Origin of the sequence: Massilia alkalitolerans DSM 17462 (assembly GCF_000427785.1) — a bacterium.
Taxonomy (GTDB): domain Bacteria; phylum Pseudomonadota; class Gammaproteobacteria; order Burkholderiales; family Burkholderiaceae_D; genus Telluria; species Telluria alkalitolerans.
On the sequence record NZ_ATYR01000025.1, the window covers coordinates 1 to 17,106 of the forward strand.

At 66.0% G+C, this 17,106-nt stretch carries 16 protein-coding genes; 14 read left to right on the forward strand and 2 right to left on the reverse strand.

Going from position 1 to position 17,106, the window contains the following annotated elements:
• Window positions 1-504: 504 nt before the first annotated feature.
• Window positions 505-2,916 (reverse strand): penicillin acylase family protein, encoded by a 2,412-nt coding sequence (locus YWC_RS0120350; protein WP_051306613.1) that lies wholly within the window; start codon window positions 2,914-2,916, stop codon window positions 505-507.
• A 348-nt stretch (window positions 2,917-3,264) separates the two neighbouring features.
• On the opposite strand from YWC_RS0120350, the gene YWC_RS34205 reads away from it, so the two are divergent.
• From YWC_RS34205 to YWC_RS0120410, 12 genes are all read left to right on the forward strand, one after another.
• Window positions 3,265-4,389 carry an OmpA family protein gene (locus YWC_RS34205; protein ID WP_051306623.1) on the forward strand — a complete coding sequence of 375 codons (1,125 nt, stop codon included), beginning with the start codon at window positions 3,265-3,267 and terminating at the stop codon, window positions 4,387-4,389.
• A 102-nt stretch (window positions 4,390-4,491) separates the two neighbouring features.
• On the forward strand, window positions 4,492-5,976 hold the full coding sequence (locus YWC_RS0120360) for a B12-binding domain-containing radical SAM protein (RefSeq protein WP_027867049.1): 1,485 nt from the start codon (window positions 4,492-4,494) through the stop codon (window positions 5,974-5,976).
• Window positions 5,977-6,042: 66 nt separating this feature from the next.
• Window positions 6,043-7,191 (forward strand): MlaE family ABC transporter permease, encoded by a 1,149-nt coding sequence (locus YWC_RS0120365; protein ID WP_027867050.1) that lies wholly within the window; start codon window positions 6,043-6,045, stop codon window positions 7,189-7,191.
• Window positions 7,191-8,045: an ABC transporter ATP-binding protein gene (locus tag YWC_RS0120370; protein WP_027867051.1), complete on the forward strand. Its 855-nt coding sequence runs from the start codon at window positions 7,191-7,193 to the stop codon at window positions 8,043-8,045. The genes YWC_RS0120365 and YWC_RS0120370 overlap by 1 nt, the downstream gene beginning before the upstream one ends.
• Window positions 8,046-8,047: 2 nt before the next feature.
• Window positions 8,048-8,995 (forward strand): MlaD family protein, encoded by a 948-nt coding sequence (locus tag YWC_RS0120375; protein WP_027867052.1) that lies wholly within the window; start codon window positions 8,048-8,050, stop codon window positions 8,993-8,995.
• Window positions 8,996-9,003: 8 nt separating this feature from the next.
• Window positions 9,004-9,645 carry an ABC-type transport auxiliary lipoprotein family protein gene (locus YWC_RS0120380; RefSeq protein WP_307176774.1) on the forward strand — a complete coding sequence of 214 codons (642 nt, stop codon included), beginning with the start codon at window positions 9,004-9,006 and terminating at the stop codon, window positions 9,643-9,645.
• A complete protein-coding gene (locus YWC_RS0120385; protein WP_027867054.1) occupies window positions 9,642-10,820 on the forward strand; it encodes a VanZ family protein in 1,179 nt (392 codons plus the stop codon). The genes YWC_RS0120380 and YWC_RS0120385 overlap by 4 nt, the downstream gene beginning before the upstream one ends.
• A gap of 51 nt (window positions 10,821-10,871) precedes the next feature.
• Window positions 10,872-11,204: a (2Fe-2S) ferredoxin domain-containing protein gene (locus YWC_RS0120390; RefSeq protein ID WP_027867055.1), complete on the forward strand. Its 333-nt coding sequence runs from the start codon at window positions 10,872-10,874 to the stop codon at window positions 11,202-11,204.
• A gap of 25 nt (window positions 11,205-11,229) precedes the next feature.
• The gene (locus YWC_RS0120395) at window positions 11,230-11,850 is read left to right on the forward strand and encodes an alpha/beta hydrolase (protein WP_027867056.1); all 621 of its coding nucleotides are present in this window, start codon (window positions 11,230-11,232) and stop codon (window positions 11,848-11,850) included.
• A gap of 113 nt (window positions 11,851-11,963) precedes the next feature.
• On the forward strand, window positions 11,964-13,109 hold the full coding sequence (locus tag YWC_RS0120400) for a D-alanyl-D-alanine carboxypeptidase family protein (RefSeq protein ID WP_027867057.1): 1,146 nt from the start codon (window positions 11,964-11,966) through the stop codon (window positions 13,107-13,109).
• 107 nt (window positions 13,110-13,216) lie between these two features.
• A complete protein-coding gene (locus YWC_RS0120405) occupies window positions 13,217-14,143 on the forward strand; it encodes an aldo/keto reductase (RefSeq protein ID WP_027867058.1) in 927 nt (308 codons plus the stop codon).
• Between the two features lie 18 nt (window positions 14,144-14,161).
• On the forward strand, window positions 14,162-14,473 hold the full coding sequence (locus YWC_RS0120410) for a metal-sensitive transcriptional regulator (RefSeq protein ID WP_027867059.1): 312 nt from the start codon (window positions 14,162-14,164) through the stop codon (window positions 14,471-14,473).
• A 123-nt stretch (window positions 14,474-14,596) separates the two neighbouring features.
• On the opposite strand, the gene pssA is transcribed toward YWC_RS0120410, so the two are convergent.
• On the reverse strand, window positions 14,597-15,382 hold the full coding sequence (gene pssA, locus YWC_RS0120415; RefSeq protein WP_027867060.1) for a CDP-diacylglycerol--serine O-phosphatidyltransferase: 786 nt from the start codon (window positions 15,380-15,382) through the stop codon (window positions 14,597-14,599).
• Between the two features lie 142 nt (window positions 15,383-15,524).
• On the opposite strand from pssA, the gene YWC_RS0120420 reads away from it, so the two are divergent.
• Together YWC_RS0120420 and YWC_RS0120425 are read left to right on the forward strand one after the other, a co-directional pair.
• On the forward strand, window positions 15,525-16,481 hold the full coding sequence (locus tag YWC_RS0120420) for a CAP domain-containing protein (RefSeq protein WP_027867061.1): 957 nt from the start codon (window positions 15,525-15,527) through the stop codon (window positions 16,479-16,481).
• Window positions 16,478-17,092, forward strand: a complete 615-nt coding sequence (locus YWC_RS0120425; RefSeq protein ID WP_229413151.1) for an Hpt domain-containing protein — start codon at window positions 16,478-16,480, stop codon at window positions 17,090-17,092. The genes YWC_RS0120420 and YWC_RS0120425 overlap by 4 nt, the downstream gene beginning before the upstream one ends.
• Window positions 17,093-17,106 lie beyond the last annotated feature (14 nt).

Consider the following 17,106-nt stretch of genomic DNA (forward strand, 5'->3'; position numbering starts at 1 on the left):
GCCGCCAGCGTTCAATCTGAGCCAGGATCAAACTCTTCAGTTCAATCTCTGTTTGTCGAAAACCGCATTGCTACGGCTTTCGAAATCGATCCACTGGATCGATTTCGCTCACTCAAGATACTGACCGTTATCTCATTGCTGAGACAACGCTTAATACTTTTGTGAACATTTGATAATTTAAGTATGCAGCTGAGCGAACCCAGCTGGCACCTTCATCAAACGCCCACACTTATCGACTGTTGATTGTTAAAGAACTGTTGTTCTGTACTACCTTGCTGCACCGTACGAAGCGTTGTGTTCGTCAGCAGCAGAGAAGCGAGATTATGCGGCGTTTTGCGTTTATCGTCAAGCCCCTCTTTTTTTCTTTCGCTGTCGTTTCGTTTTGCGAATCGAAGCAGCTCCGGAAGACACGAATCATAGCAAAGCCGGCCGCCGTCGCGCAAGTAGGCAGTGTGAGTTTTTGAGACATTTCAGCCTGCCTTAAGCCGCCATTTCTTGCACGCCTTATTCACGCAGGCTCATCGTTGCGTAATTCGGATCGGCCTTGATCTTCTCCTGCGTGAATGGCAGCACCGGCCACTCCTTGCGCGAGTACACCTGGGTCTGGTCCGCATACCAGGGCGACTTGGGATCGGTCGACTGCCCATAGGTCAGCATCGCCTGCGCCACCGGCCCCTGCTCGTCGAAGCCGACGGTCTGGATATAGCTCTGTCCCCAGTGGGCGCCGACATAACCGTTGGCGGTGAGGCCGGTGCGCATCGTCAGGGAACTGTAGGTGCCCTCCTGGTTGCCGTTCCCGCCATGCAGCGCAATACGCACGCCATTGCGCGGCTCGACCTGAACATCCCCCAGGCGCGCGTCGAGCGGGATGCCGAGCGACTGCAGCTTCACGGCCGCGTCCCGCAGCGCCGCGAGCATGGCCGGCATCGCCGCCGGGGCCACGCCATTGGGCGTGTTCACCGGATCGACCGGATTGAAGGGATTCGCCCACTTGTTCGGAATGCTCGACGCCACGCTCCAGAATTCGCGGAACAGCACCGCGCCGCGGCTGTCCACATTGGCGCGGCGGTCCCACGCCTGGAGCACGTTGCAGGCCTGGCGCGACAGCTCATTGCTCAGGGCCGCGCAGGCGGTCAGCAGTTCGGGCAGCACCAGCTCGGCCGCGTACACGCGGTTCGAGAAGGCCAGCGCCTGCATGTCGGCCAGGGTCAGCTTGCTACGCTGCGCCAGCAGGTCTTCCATCTGGCGGAAACCGATGCGGGTGCGCAGGGTCTGCTCGACACCGGTGCGTCCATACAGCGGCGAGAAGCCCAGCGGCGCCGGGCCCGTCAACAGCGCTTTCGGGTTGGTCAGCCAGTAGCTGTCGTTCGAATTGCCGACGTAGTCGGTGCGCATCATCCACGGCGCCTTCGCCGGCGCGTAGATGCCCGGCGGCGCGCCGGCATCCTGCCCCCAGCCGCAGCTGCTCCTCGAACCGTCGAACAGCAGCGCCGCCTGCAGCAGCAGGCAGCCGTTCACGAACTTGTCCGCGTTCATGTGCGGCACCACGCTGGCGTCCGCATACAGCGCATTGCCTTCGCGGTCGGCCGCAACCGTGTTCACCCAGGGCAGGCCCACCACCTTGTCGAGCGAATCCTTCAGCGCGCGCACGCTGCCGGCCGTGCCGATGCCCAGCCACTGCTCGAGCATGCGGGTGTTGTAGCGGTTCGGGTCGGCCAGGACGTAGGCAGCGCCGGCGGTCCAGGTCATGCCTGCGGCCGGCCGACTGATGACGGCGCCCTGGTGGCTGAAGTAGAAGGTCTTGCTGCGCCGGCCCACCAGCCCGTCCGGCAGCAGCGCGTCGACGGTGACCGTCTTCGACGTCATCTTGCGGCGCTCGCCATCATAGAGATAGGTGGTGCCGGTCGGGTCGGTCGGATCCAGCGCCAGCCGGAAAGTGGTGAAGTGATAGGCGAAGGTGACGGTGTGGCTCCAGGCGACATCCTTGTTGAAGCCGATGACTACCGCCGGTACGCCACCGATGATTACGCCCATCGCGTCGTAGCGCCCCGGCACGGTCAGGTGGGCCTGGTAGAAGCGGTCGGCGGTGGTCCAGGGGTAGTGCGGATTCCCGAGCAGCAGGCCGCGCCCGTTCGCCGACAGATCCTTGCCGACGCCCAGCGCGTTGCTGCCGAAGCCCTGGCGATTGAGCTTGTCGAGCTGGGCCACCAGGGTGGACGCGTCGATTCGGCGCGGCGCCGCCTTGGCCAGGCTCACCGTGGCGCCCGGGACGCGGCCTGCGGCGACGAAGTCGCGGGCGAAGGCCTGGCCGGAGGCATGCAGCGCCTTTTCCGCCACCACCAGGTACATGTCGTCGAGCGTGATCGGGCGCACCCACTTGGCGTCCGAGCAGGCCGCGGGCAGCTTGCCGGCGTAGTCCTTCAGGTAGCGGTTGTAGCCTTCGACGAAACCTTCGAGCAGCTGGCGCGGTTCGGCCGTGCCGGCGGCGTAGTTGGCGCGCAGCTGTTCGATGTCGAGGTAGCCCTTGAAGAAAAAGTCGCTCTCTTCGTTGTTCAGGTCCATGAAGCCGCTGCCGCCGCCGTACTCGTCGCCGGTGCGCTGGCGCGGCCGCGCGTCGGCGCCGAAGAACAGCGAACGCTCGCCGCGCACGGTCAGCACCGAGTCGGCGAACATGCAGACGTTGTCCTGGGCGTAGGCATAGGCCAGCCCATAGGCCAGGCTGCGATAATCCTCGGCGCGCACGTGCGGTATGCCGTGCGTGGTGCGCGCGACCTCGACCTGGATGCGCGCGGCAGTCTGCGGCGGCGGTGGCGGGGCTGCGACATCGTCCTTGTCGCTGCTGCAGGCGCCCAGCGCCAGCATGGTGACCAGCGCCGCTGGCAGCAGGCGGGCGCGAGGAAAGACAAGGCTTGGCATGGAGAACTTTCTGCGGCCAGCGGCACGCGGCAGAGAATGTTAAAATCGCACAGTTGAACTCTAAACAATTTTCTACGCCATGCCTACTGGCGAAAGTGATGGGTTCACACAGAGCGGGTACTTACCGGCGCACTGTAGAAACGATGTGTTGTTATTTCGAGAATACTTCTCTTATGCGAGATAGCGAACAGTGCGCAAGATGCCAAAAGGTAATACTTCGCCCTGTAACTCCCCGAGAGCCGAGGCCTTCGAGGCCCAGGTAACAGACTAATGTTTTAATTGACGAAAAGCAGAACAATGAAAGCATCCAACAAACTCGCCGCACTGATCGCACTGGCCTGCGCAACCATGGTGAACGCCCACGCGGCACCGCAAGAGGCAGCTTCCCAGCAGTCCGCGCAAGCTGATTCGGCCTACGTGAATCCGGACTGGGCCAACAGCGCCTGGTACGCAGGCGTGGGCGCTGGACGCTCGCGCGCCGACATCGACCAGAGCGCGCTGCAGCGCACCCTGAACTCGAACGGCTCGACCCTGAGCAGCTTCAGCACCGATGACCGTGACGTCACCTGGAAGCTGTTCGTCGGCAAGCAGCTGAACCGCTACTTCGCTATCGAAGCCGGTTACTTCGAGCTGGAAAACTTCGACTTCGAAGCCTGGACCAACCGTGGCAACCTGAACGGCGAGACCAAGTTCCGCGGCGTGAACCTCGACCTGGTCGGCCGCCTGCCGATCACCGAACGCCTGACCTTCCTGGCGCGCGGCGGTGTCCAGTACACCAAGGCCAAGACCCACTTCACCGGCAGCCGCCTGGATGCCGTGACCGTCGCCAACCCGCCGAACGAAGGCCGCCGCCACGGCAAGTACGGCCTGGGCCTGGAGTACGCGCTGAGCGAAAACATGGCACTGCGCGGCGAAGTGGAGCGCTACCGCGTGACCGACGCGGTCCAGAACCGCGGCGACATCGACACCGCCACCGTGAGCCTGGTCTGGAAGTTCGGCCGTCCGGCCCCGGTCGCCTACGTCGCACCGGCACCGGTCGCCGCACCTGAGCCGGCGCCGGCACCGGCACCGGTCGTCGCACCGGCACCGGCACCGGAACCGGTCCCGACCTCGGAAAAGGTCTCGATCGCGGCTGAAGCCCTGTTCGACTTCGACAAGGCGATCGTCAAGCCGGAAGGCAAGGCGGCACTGGACGAGTTCATGGCGAAACTGGAAGGCCTGAACACCGAAGTCATGATCGCCGTCGGCCACACCGACTCGGTCGGCACCAACGCCTACAACGAGAAGCTGTCGCTGCGCCGCGCCGAAGCCGTCAAGGCCTACATGGTCTCGAAAGGCCTGGATCCGGCCCGCCTGTACACCGAAGGCAAGGGCGAGACCCAGCCGGTCGCCGACAACGCCACCGCCGAAGGCCGCGCCAAGAACCGCCGCGTGACCATCGAAGTGGTCGGTACCCGTACCGTCACTAAGTAAGCATTGGCTGAATGACAAAGCGTCCGGCGCAAGCCGGGCGCTTTTCTTTTTTGTGGCGCCGACGCCGCAGGCCCGGCGCCGGCATTCGGTACAATGCGCGGGATGACCATCCTGCTTTCCACGCTCAACGCGCGCTACACCCACGCTTCCCTCGGATTACGTTACCTGCTGGCCAACATGGGGCCGCTGCAGGCGCAGACGCGCATCCACGAATTCGTCATCGGCGCCAAGACCAGCGACCTGGTCGAACGCATCCTGGCGCACCAGCCGCGCATCCTCGGCCTGGGCGTCTACATCTGGAACGTCGAAGAAACCACCCGGCTGGTGGCGCTGCTCAAGCGCGTCGCGCCGCAGGTGACGATCGTGCTGGGTGGCCCGGAAGTCTCGCACGAGACGGGCGAGCAGGAGATCGTGCGGCTGGCCGACTACGTCGTCACCGGCTGGGGCGACGTCACCTTCCCCAAGCTGTGCGGCGAGATCCTGAACGGCCCCAAGCCGCTGATGAAAGTACACGCCGGCGTGCAGCCGCCGATGCCGGAGATCGCCCTGCCCTATTCTTTATATAGCGACGAGGACATCGCCCACCGCACCCTGTACGTGGAAGCCTCGCGCGGCTGTCCGTTCAAGTGCGAGTTCTGCCTGTCTTCGCTGGACAAGACCGCCTGGCCCTTTCCCCTGGAGGCCTTTTTGGCCGAGATGGAGTCGCTGCATGCACGCGGCGCGCGCCTGTTCAAGTTCGTCGACCGCACCTTCAACCTGAACGTCAAGACCAGCCTGCGCATCATGCAGTTCTTCCTCGACAAGCTGGAAGCGAATCCGGACGACCCGGTCTACGCCCACTTCGAGCTGGTCCCCGACCATCTGCCCGAAGCCCTGAAGGAGACGATCGCCAGGTTCCCGCCCGGCGCGCTGCAGTTCGAGATCGGCATCCAGAGCTTCAACCCCGAGGTGCAGGCCCTGGTGAGCCGGCGCCAGGACAATGCCAAGGCCGCCGACAACATCCGCTGGCTGACCGAACACTCGCAGACCCATTTGCACGTGGACCTGATCGCCGGCCTGCCCGGCGAGGACGTGGCCAGCTTCGCGCGCGGATTTGACCAACTGGTCAAACTCGGCGCCCAGGAGATCCAGTTCGGCATCCTCAAGCGCCTGCGCGGCACCCCGATCATCCGCCATACCGAGCCGTTCGGCATGGTCTACGATCCCTACCCGCCCTACACCGTGCTGGCGACGAAGCAGGTCGATTTCCCGACCATGCAGCGCCTGGTGCGCTTTGCCCGCTACTGGGACCTGGTGGCCAACTCGGGCCGCTTCGCCAACACCACCCGCGTGCTGCTGGGCGAGGCCCCGTTCGACAACTTCATGGCTTTCTCAAGCTGGATCTACACCAAGACCGATGCGACCCACCGCATCGCGCTCGAGAAGCTGGCCAAGCTGGTGCAGGAATGGCTGCAGCTGCGCGGCATGGCGCGCGAGGAAGCGGCGGCCCTGCTGGCCTCGGACTATGCGGGCAAGCTCGATACCGCCCCGGTGCACAAGCCCGTGGCCGCCGCGCCCGAGCGCCAGGTTCGCCATCTTGCGGCATAGGGCGCCATAGCGCGCTACGTTAGAAACCGTGTAGCAGCGATAACGATTCTCTTTTACACTGGCGCAATGCAGATTGAAAATGCGCCAATATTAACCATCCAGCATCCAGACCAGGCCTCGGGTACCGGCGCGGCCCCATCGGTCATGGCGAGCGGCGTCTGGCAGGTACATACGCTGTCGCGCAAGGGCGTGCTCAAGGCGATCACGCGCACCCTGAACACGCTCAAGAAGAACAGGCAAAGCCTCGCCTGGGACCTCTCCAGCATCGAGCGCCTCGACCACGTCGGCGCCCAGATGTTCTGGAACGCCTGGGGCAAGCAGCGTCCCCCGAGCCTGAAGCTCGATCCGCAGCACGAAGAACTGTTTGGCCGCATCGAGAAGGCCAGCGCCATCAAGCTGCCGCGTCATAAAGTCAGCCCGCTGAACTGGCTGATCGTGCTGGGCGGCGGCATCCTGTCCTTTTTCGAGCACCTGCGCGGCTTCGTCAGCCTGATCGGCCAGCTGATCCTGGACTTCGGCCGCTTCATCCGCCGCCCGCAGGCCGGGCCCTGGCGCGAGATCTCGGCCAACATCTACCATTCCGGCTTCCAGGCGCTGGGCATCACGGCGATGGTCGGCTTCCTGATCGGGATCGTGCTGTCCTTCCTGTCGTCGCAGCAGCTGCGCATGTTCGGCGGCGACATCTACATCGTCAACATCCTGGGCATGGCCGTGATCCGCGAGCTGGGCCCGCTGCTGGCGGCGATCCTGGTGGCCGGCCGCTCCGGCTCCTCGATCACCGCGCAGCTGGGCGTGATGCGCGTGACCGAGGAACTCGACGCCATGCTGGTGATGGGCATCTCGCACGGCCAGCGCCTGATCATGCCCAAGGTGATCGCGCTTGCCATCTCGATGCCGCTGCTGGTGGTCTGGACCGACGCCATGGCGCTGATCGGCGGCATGGTCTCGGCCAAGATCGAGCTGGGCCTGTCGTTCCGCTACTTCATCCAGAAGCTGCCGGACGCGGTGCCGGTGGTGAACTACACGATCGGCCTGCTCAAGGGCTGCGTGTTCGGCATGCTGATCGCGCTGGTGTCCTGCCACTTCGGCCTGCGCATCAAGCCGAACACCGAAAGCCTGGGCCGCGGCACCACCACCGCGGTGGTCACGGCGATCACCGTCGTCATCCTGGCGGACGCGGTGTTCGCCATCATCTTCAACGACGTGGGGTTCTGATGGCAGACACCAAACCACGCGAACCGCAGCGCCTGAACAAGCGCCCCGAGGAAGACGTCGGGCCGCCGGTGGTCGAAATCCGCAAGCTGTGGACGCGCTTCGGGCGCACCGTGGTGCACCAGGACCTGAACCTCGACATCTATGCGGGCGAGATCCTCACCATCGTCGGCGGCTCCGGCACCGGCAAGACCGTGCTGCTGCGCCAGATGCTGGGCCTGGAGCGCCCCTCGGAAGGCTGCGTGAAGGTGTTCGGCGAGGACATCAGCCAGGCCGAACCGGAACAGCTGCAGCACATGCGCAACCACTGGGGCATGCTGTTCCAGCAGGGCGCGCTGTACTCGGCCCTGAGCGTGTTCGACAACATCGCCTTCCCGATGCGCGAGCTGCGCTCGCTGCCCGAGGACGTGATCCGCGACGCCGTGCTGCTCAAGATGGACATGGTCGGCCTCGGCCCCGAGCACGCCAACAAGATGCCCTCCGACCTGTCGGGCGGGATGGTCAAGCGCGCGGCCCTGGCGCGCGCCCTCGCGCTGGAACCGCGGTTATTGTTCCTGGACGAACCCACGGCGGGCCTCGACCCCGACCTGTCGGATGCATTCGTGTCGCTGATCCAGACCCTGCACAGCGAACTGAAGCTCACCGTGGTCATGGTCACGCACGACCTCGACACGCTGTTCGCGCTGTCGTCGCGCATCGCCGTGCTGGCAGAGAAGCACGTGCTGGCGGTCGGACCGGCCTGTGACGTGCTGCGCGTCCAGCATCCCTTCATCAAACACTTTTTCCTGGGCCCGCGCGGCCAGCGGGCGCTGGAAGTGCTCGAAGAGCGCCAGGCCCAGAACGATTCGGAGAACTGAATATGGAAAACAGGTCGTATGCCCTGATGACAGGCGTCTTCACGATCGCCCTGGTGGTCGCAGCCGTGCTGGTGGGCTTGTGGCTGAACCGCGACCGCACCGAGCTGGTGCCCTACGAGATCGTGACCACCCAGTCGATCCCGGGCCTGAACCCGGAAGCCACGGTGCGCTACCGCGGCCTGGAAGTGGGCCGCGTCGACCAGATCGTCTTCGACCCGCGCGTCACCGGCCAGATATTGATCCGCCTGTCGGTTGACAAGAATTCGCCGATCACCACCACCACCTTCGCCTCGCTCGGCTACCAGGGTGTGACCGGCATCGCCTTCATCCAGCTCGACGACGACCGCACCGGCTCGCCGCGCCTGGCAGTGCGCGACGACCAGCCGGCCCGCATCCCGCTGCGCCCGGGGCTGCTCGACATCCTGGAAAAGCGCGGCCTGGCCATCCTCGAAAAGACCGAGCAGATCACCGACAGCCTGGCCAAGATGGTCACCGACGAGAACCAGCAGACCATCGTCGGCGCGTTCGACAGCATCGGCAAGGCGGCCGACGCCTATGCCGCCATTCCGCGCAAGCTCGAGCCGACCATCGACCGCCTGCCGGCGCTCACGGCAAAAATCGACCGCAGCCTGAGCTCCTTCGACACGACGGCCGCCAGCATCCAGGCCACCGCCGACAGCTACGGCCAGCTGGCCACGCGCCTGCAGGCGCCGGACGGTCCGCTCGAGCGCCTGAACGGCGCGGTCGGCTCGCTGCAGTCGGCCACCAGCGAACTCGAACTCGAAACCCTGCCGCACGTCGTCCAGATGACCGACGAGGCGCGCGGCGCGCTGCGCGCCGTGAAGCGCACCGCCACCTCGCTGTCCGACCGCCCGCAAAGCATCCTGTTCGGCGCCCCGAGCGCCCAGCCGGGTCCGGGCGAACCGGGCTTCGTGCCACCGACCAAATGAGGACCACCGTGACCGCCACTCCGATCCGCGCCCTGTTCGCCCTTGCCGCCTCGAGCCTCCTCCTCGCAGGCTGCGCCAGCAACAAGATCCAGGAAAGCATGACCTACGACTTCGGTCCGGCGGTCGTCACCGCGGCAGCGCCGCTGCAAGGGGCGGCGCCGGCCTCCGCACCTGCCAATATCGCCGCGCTGGTGGTGATGGACTTCACCGGCCCGTCGGCCCTGGAGAACGAGCGCATGTTCTACCGCCTGGCCTACGCCGACGCGCTGCAGGCCCGCACCTATGCCCATGCGCGCTGGGCCAACGAGCCGCTGCAGATGCTCACCCAGCGCGTCAAGGCGCGCCTGGCGCAGTCGGGCATGAAGGTGCTGTCGGCCACCGACGCCTCCACCGGGGTGCCGCTGCTGCGCGTGGAAGTGGACGACTTCGTCCATGCGTTTTCCGGCGTGAGCCAGAGCGAAGGCCAGATCACCCTGCGCGCCTCGCTGTTCAACGACCACCGCCTGCTCGACCAGCGCACATTCACGCGCACGACGCCGGCCCCGAGCGCCGATGCGCCGGGCGGCGCGCGCGCCCTCGCGGCCAGCACCGACGCCGTAGCAAGCGACATCCTGGCCTGGCTGGCGACGGTCGATACCCGAAAACGATGACCAAACCCACCGTCGCCGTCGACCAGCGCGAACGTCCGCGCGAAGGACGCGGCTCGCCGATCGCACGCGCGGCGCTGCTGGCCTACCTGCTCTTGATCATCTACGCCAGCTGGTACCCGTTCACTGGCTGGCGCAACAGCGGGGTGCCGGTATTCACCTTCCTCAATACAGTCATGCCGCGCTACTGGACCGGCTTCGACGTCGGCGTCAATATCGTCGGCTACATGCCGCTCGGGGTGCTGCTGGTGCTGTCGGTCTACCCGCGCGTGCGCGGCATCTGGGCGGTGCTGCTGGCGGCGCTTGCCGGCATCCTGGTGACGCTCACCATGGAAACGGTGCAGAACTTCCTGCCCAGCCGCGTGCCGTCCAACCTCGACCTGATCACCAATGCCGGCGGCTGCCTGGCCGGCGCGCTGCTCGGCGCCTGGTGGGCGCCCGGCCTGCTCGACCGCAGCCGCCTGTTCCAGCTGCGGCGCCGCTGGTTCGCGCCCTACGCCAGCCAGGGCCTGGTGCTGGTGGCCCTGTGGCCGCTGGCGCAGATCTACCCGCAAAGCTACCTGTTCGGCCATGGCCAGGTGCTGCCCATCGTTTCAAGCTGGCTGTCGCGCTGGTTCGATACCGACATCGACCTGGTCAACCTGCTGCGTCCGGGCGAAGCGATGAGCGTGGAGCAGTACTGGCTCTCGGAGACGATCATTACCGCCTGCGGCATGACCGGCGCCGTACTGACGCTCATGTGCCTGGTGCGCCGCAGCGCGCCGCGCTTCCTGCTGATGGTGGTCTTCCTGGCCACGGCCCTGCTGGTGAAGGCGCTGGCGAGCTCGCTGCTGTTCCGGCCCGATAACGCGTTTGTCTGGGTGACGCCCGGCGCGGAAGGCGGTTTCATCATCGGCATCATCATGCTCGCCGGCCTGGTGTTCGCGCCGCAGGTGGCGCAGCGCCGGCTGGCGGTGGTCACGCTGGTGCTGAGCCTTATCGTTGTCAATACGGTGCCGGTGAACCCGTATTTCGTTTCCACCCTGCAGGGCTGGGTGCAGGGGAAGTTCCTGAACTTTAACGGCGCAGCCCAGTTCCTTTCCTTGACATGGCCCTTCCTGGCGCTGTGGTTCCTGCTGCTGCCCTCGCACCAGCTCAACCGCCCGGAGCCGCGGCCCGGGGCGGCGGACGGGGACTAATGAGCATTTGCCGTATCATGGCGGCTGGCGACCATCTATGACGAGAGCGACATGAGCGACACCAACGACGCACCCTTCTACAAGCACCACGTCTTCTTCTGCATGAACGAGCGCGATGGCAAGGATGCCCGCCAGAGCTGCGGCAAGTGCGGCGCCGAGAAGGCGCAGAAGCACGCCAAGAAGCGCATCAAGGAACTCGGCCTGAACGGCCAGGGCAAGGTGCGCGTCAACCAGTCCGGCTGCCTCGACCGCTGCGAGGAAGGCCCGGTGCTGGTGGTCTACCCGGAAGGCACCTGGTACACCTACGTGGACAACGCCGACATCGACGACATCATCGACACCCACCTGGTGGGCGGCAAGGTCGTCGAACGCCTGAAAATCTGATCACTCCTGCAAGCGCTTTAGATTAATGAACAAGTATTCGCACAAGTTTACCCTCGACGGCCACGCCGGCAAGATGCAATGCATCCTCGACCTGCCGGAAGGCCCGCCGCGCGGCATCGCCCTGGTGGCGCACCCGCACCCGCTGTACGGCGGCACCATGGAGAACAAGGTGGCCCAGACGCTGGCGCGCACCTTCGTCACCCTCGGCTACGCCACCGCGCGCTTCAACTTCCGCGGCGTGGGCGAGTCGGAAGGCGTGCACGACGACGGCCGCGGCGAGGTGGACGACATGGACGTCATGTACAAGCACATGACCGAGCAGTACCCGAGCCTGCCGGTGACCCTGTCCGGTTTCTCCTTCGGCACCTTCGTGCAGGCCCAGTTCCAGCAGCGCCTGATCGCGGAGGGCCGCGCGGCCGAACGCCTGGTGCTGGTCGGCACCGCGGCCGGCAAGTGGCCGATGCCGCCGGTCCCGGCGGACACCATCCTGATCCACGGCGAACTTGACGATACGATCACGCTGCAGGAGGTGTTCGACTGGGCGCGCCCGCTCGACATCCCGGTAACCGTGATCCCGGGCGCCGACCACTTTTTCCACCGCAAGCTTGGTCACATTAAGAATCTTGTCGTCGAAATGTGGCGATGACGTGACATTTGACGCTGTCGCTGTGCAATAATTAGTCCCTTCTTTCGAGGCAATACTCTCGGGTGTTGCCTTGCGCACTTCTGCATTAGCATTTTTTTACAGCGAACACTCCCATGAAAAAACTGTTAGCGGCCGTGGCCGCCAGCCTGCTGATGGCCTCGGCCAGCGCACAGACCGTGCCTGCGCCGACCGTCGCAGCCAAGTCGTGGCTGCTGCTCGACGCGACGAGTGGCCAGGTCATCGCAGCGCAAGACCCCGACGCCCGCATCGAGCCGGCTTCCCTCACCAAGGTGATGACCGCCTACGTGACCTTCGCCGCGCTGCGCGACAAGCGCCTGACCCTGGACACGATGGTGAACGTCTCGGTCCGCGCCTGGAAAGTAGACCCCAGCAGCTCGAAGATGTTCATCGACCCGAAGGTCCCGGTGTCGGTCAACGACCTGCTGCACGGCCTGATGATCCAGTCGGGTAACGACGCCGCGGTGGCCCTGGCCGAAGCCGTGGCCGGCGATGAAGGCACCTTCGTCTCCCTCATGAACCGCGAAGCCGAGCGCCTGGGCATGAAGAACACCCGCTGGGGCAACCCGCACGGCCTGCCGGACGCGAACAACTACTCGACCGCGCGCGACCTGTCGATCATGGCGGCCAGCGTGATCCGCGACTTCCCCGAGTTCTACAAGATCGACTCGATCAAGCAGTTCACCTACAACAAGATCACCCAGCAGAACCGCAACCGGCTGCTGTGGCTGGACCCGACCGTGGACGGCATGAAGACCGGCCACACCGACTCCTCGGGCTACAGCATGATCGCCTCGGCGCGCCGCCCGAACGGCAACGCCGGCCAGCGCCGCCTGATCTCGGTGGTGCTGGGCACCGCTTCGGATTCGGTGCGCACCCAGGAAAGCCAGAAGCTGCTGAACTGGGGCTTCCAGAATTTCGACACCGTCAAGCTGTACTCGAAGGGCCAGGCCGTATCGACCGTGCCGGTATGGAAGGGTTCGGAATCGAACGTGAAGCTCGGCTTCACCCGCGACGTGCTGGTGACCGTGCCGAAAGGCGTGGCGGGCAAGATGAAACCGGTCCTGGAGCGCAAGGACCCGCTGGTCGCCCCGCTGGCGCGCAACTCACAGGTCGGCACCCTCAAGATGATGGTCGACGGCAAGCCGCTGATCGCGCTGCCGGTGGTGGCGCTGGACGAGGTGCAGGAAGCCAGCATCTTCGGCCGCGCCTGGGACTCGCTGCGCCTGTGGATGCAGTGATCCTCGCCTGAGCCCATCCGAAAAGCCCGTCCGTGCGCAAGCCGGGCGGGCTTTTTGTTTCGCCGCACCGCTATAATCGTGCAACCCTGTTCACACGAAAGCGCACGATGACCGACCCGCTCCCCGCCGACCTGCACTGCCCGCGCATCGCCACCCGTGAGGGCGGGCTCGCGCTGTCCCGCATCGTGGCCGGCATGTGGCGCATGAACGACTGGGGCATGTCGGTCCAGCAGCGCGTGGCCTTCATCGAGCAGTGCATCGAACTGGGCGTCACTTCCTTCGACCACGCCGACATCTACGGCAACTACGGCGTCGAAGGCGTGTTCGGCGAAGCCCTGCGCGCCCAGCCTTCGCTGCGCGAGCGCATCGAGCTGGTGAGCAAGTGCGGCATCAAGCTGGTTTCCGAAAAACGCCCGCAGCACGGCATCCAGCACTACGACACCACGGCAAGCCACATCATCGCCTCCGCCGAGGAATCCCTGCGCCTGCTGGGCACCGATCGCCTCGACCTGCTGCTGATCCACCGCCCCGATCCGCTGATGGACTTCGACGAGGTTGCCGACGCCTTCACCCGCCTGCAGCAGGCCGGCAAGGTGCGCCACGTGGGCGTGTCGAATTTCACGCGCCACCAGTTCGAATGCCTGAACCGCCGCGTGCCGCTCGCCACCAACCAGGTCGAGTTCTCGCCGATGTTCGTCGCACCGATGTTCGACGAGACCTTCGACGGCCTGCAGGACCTGGGCATCGCGCCGATGGTCTGGTCGCCGCTGGGCGGCGGGCGCCTGTTCACCTCAGGCGACGCACGCGCGGTGGAGGTCCGCTCGGTCATCCAGCAGGTCGCCGAGCGCATGGAACAGCCCTTCGCCAGCGTGTTGTTCGCCTGGATCATGCAGCTGCCGAGCCGCCCGATCCCGCTCACCGGCACCGGACGCTTCGAGGCGATCCGCGAAGCGGTGGCTGCTACCTCCTTCCAGCTCGAACGCGGCGACTGGTTCCGCATCCTGCGCGCGGCGCGCGGGCACGAAGTGGCATAAGGCCAAAGGCAGGCGACGATGGCCGAGAGCCCGCTGAAGATCGTCGAGGGCAGCGCCCTCACCGCGCAGCAGAAGAAGGACCTGCTGAACCGGCTGGCGCGCATCGAAGGCCAGCTGCGCGGGGTGCAGAAGCTGATCGCGCTGGCCGCGGAGCCGTCGGACGTCGACGCCGTGGCCCAGCAGATGGCGGCGGCGCGCAAGGCGCTCGACCGCTCCTTCGTGCAGCTGCTGGCGGGGTCGATCCAGACCCAGGCCGGCAATGCGGCCGACCTCGACGAAGCGCAGGCACGCGCCGCCCACCTGGCGGCGATGCTGGACAAGTTTGCCTAAACCTGGCTTTACGTAGCGTGGGCGGCTTTGCCGCCCACGCGTTCAACCGGCTGCAAGATCATCCGGAAGCGGCCTTCACTAGCCAACTATCACCGCGTGGGCGGGAGACCCGCCCACCCTACGTCAATCTTCGTAGACGACTGGCGGGGCGATACGGGTCCACCCCATGCGCCAGGCGATGTTCAGCAGCAGGGTCGCGGACACATACAGCAGGAAGAACAGCACGAAGAAGCGCGTCTGCAGGACCGCCAGCAGCACGGCGCATACCGCCAGCAGCGCCAGCATCACCTTGCCGCGCGGGTGCTTCGAGCTCGGGAAGCGGATGGTCGACACCATCAGCGTGCCGACCGCGATCATCAGCGCAATGATGGCGAAGCACTGCGCCATGGTGGTAGCAGGATCGGGCCAGGCCACCACCACCGAGGCCACGCAGGCCGCGCCGGCGGTGATCGGCATGCCGACGAAATAGCGCGGGTCGGTGCGGCCGACCATGACGTTGAAGCGCGCCAGGCGCAGCGCCCCGCAGGTGACGAACACGAAGCAGGCCAGGCCGCCCATGCGCACCAGGGTCGGGTGCGCGGCGCCCATCTGTGCAAAACCGTAGCAATACAGCAGGAGCCCCGGGGCGCAACCGAAGTTCATCACGTCGGCGATCGAATCGAGCTGCACGCCGAAGCTGGACTGGGTCTTGGTGAGACGGGCGACGAAACCGTCGAGGGCGTCGAACACGCCGGCGAGCACCAGCAGGATCGCCGCCAGGCGATAGTCGGCGGGGGATCCGATGTGCGCATTGTCCACCGAGATCACGATGCTGCCGAAGCCGCAGGCGATCGACAGCAGGGTCACGAAACTGGGCAGGGCAAACTTGGCGCGCGCGAGGCGCTGCCGGCTGGTGGGCTTGGTCGACAATTGATGACTCGGCAATGAGATCGATAGCATATTCTACAGGGGAGTGAAATATGCTGGCCGTCGCGCAACGCCACGGGCGTCGTGTGCCTCTTTTTTGCTCTAGAATGTGATGTCGTTCCCCAGTATTGACAGGAGTTGCAACATGAGCTATGTGCCTCGCTGGCGTTCCCTCATCGCCGGACTGGTGGCCGCTTCGACCCTGGTCGCGTGCGGCGGCGGAGGCGGCGGCACGGACGCCGTGGCGACCCCGGTCGGCGTGACACCTCCGCCCACCATCGTGCCGGATACCGCGGCGCCCACGGCGACCGGCAGCATCGCCGTCGATGGCCGCAACTGGATCAACTACCGCCGCACCCAGCTGGGCGTGCCGGTCGTGACCGAAAACGTGTTGATCAACAATGCGGCGCTGGGCCACTCCGAATACCTGCGCACCAACAACGTGATGAGCCACGACCAGGCCGCGGGCAAGCCGGGTTTCACCGGCGCCACCCTGAAGGACCGCCTCAACGCGGCCGGCTACACCATTCCGGCCAGCGGCTACGCCTATGGCGAAGTGATCTCCGGCGTCACCAGGGGCACCGGTTTCGTCATGGCCGAAGAGCTGGTCACCGCGATCTACCACCGTTTCGTGATGTTCGAGCCGAAGTTCCGCGAGATCGGCACCGGCGCCGCCACCTCCTCCAGTGGCTACAGCTACTTCACCGCCGACTTCGCGAGCCGCGGCGGCTTCGGTCCCGGCATCGCCGCCAACGCCGTCGTCACCTGGCCGTTCAACGGCCAGACCGCCGTGGTGCCGAACTTCATGAGCGACACCGAAGAACCGGATCCGGTCCCGGACCGCAACGAGGTAGGCTACCCGATCAGCGTGCACGCGAACATCGACGCCCCGCTGACGATGCAGACCTTCACGGTGCGCCCGCGCGGCGGCGCCAACCTGGAGGTACTGGTCGTGAACTCATCAAGCACCGCCTCGCAGCGCACCGCCATCGCGATCATTCCGCTGGCGCGGCTGGCGGCGGCCACCACCTACGACGTCAGCTTCTCCGGCACGGTGAACGGCAGCCCGGTGAGCCGCGACTGGTCGTTTACTACCCGGTGAGCCTGTCCTCCTCCCCGGCCGGACCGGGCTCGCCACCGGCGCCCGCACAGGTGTCCATGCCGGCCCTCGACTGCGCCGCCGGCCGCGATCGGATGATGGGCGACGAGGCGATGTACCTGCGTGTCCTCACCCGCTTCCGTTCCGACTACGCCGACACCGCCCTGCGCCTGCGCGCCGCGCTGGCCGGCGGCGACGCCACGCTGGCGCACCGCATTGCCCACACGCTGAAAGGCGCGGCCGCGATGGTCGAGGCGCGCGGCCTGCGTGCGCTGGCGCTGGAGGTCGAACAGGTGCTGCGTGCCGGCGCGCCGGCCGATGCGCTGCTGCTCGACCGGCTCGACGCGGAGCTGGCGCGGGTAATCGCGGAAGTGGCGCTGCTGCTTGCGCCGGCCGCAGGCATCCCGGCATCAGGCGAGGCGGCGCTGGCGGAAGCCGATCTGGCATACCTGCGCAGCCTGCTCGATCACGGCGACAGCGGCGCCCAGGATCTCATGGCGGAGAAGCGCGCCGGACTGCGCGCACGCCTGGGCGCGGCGCGCATGGCGCAACTGGAGTCGGCGGTGGCGGCCTTCGATTACGAACGGGCGCTCTCGGTGCTCGACGCCCTGTGAGGGCGCCGGCCGCA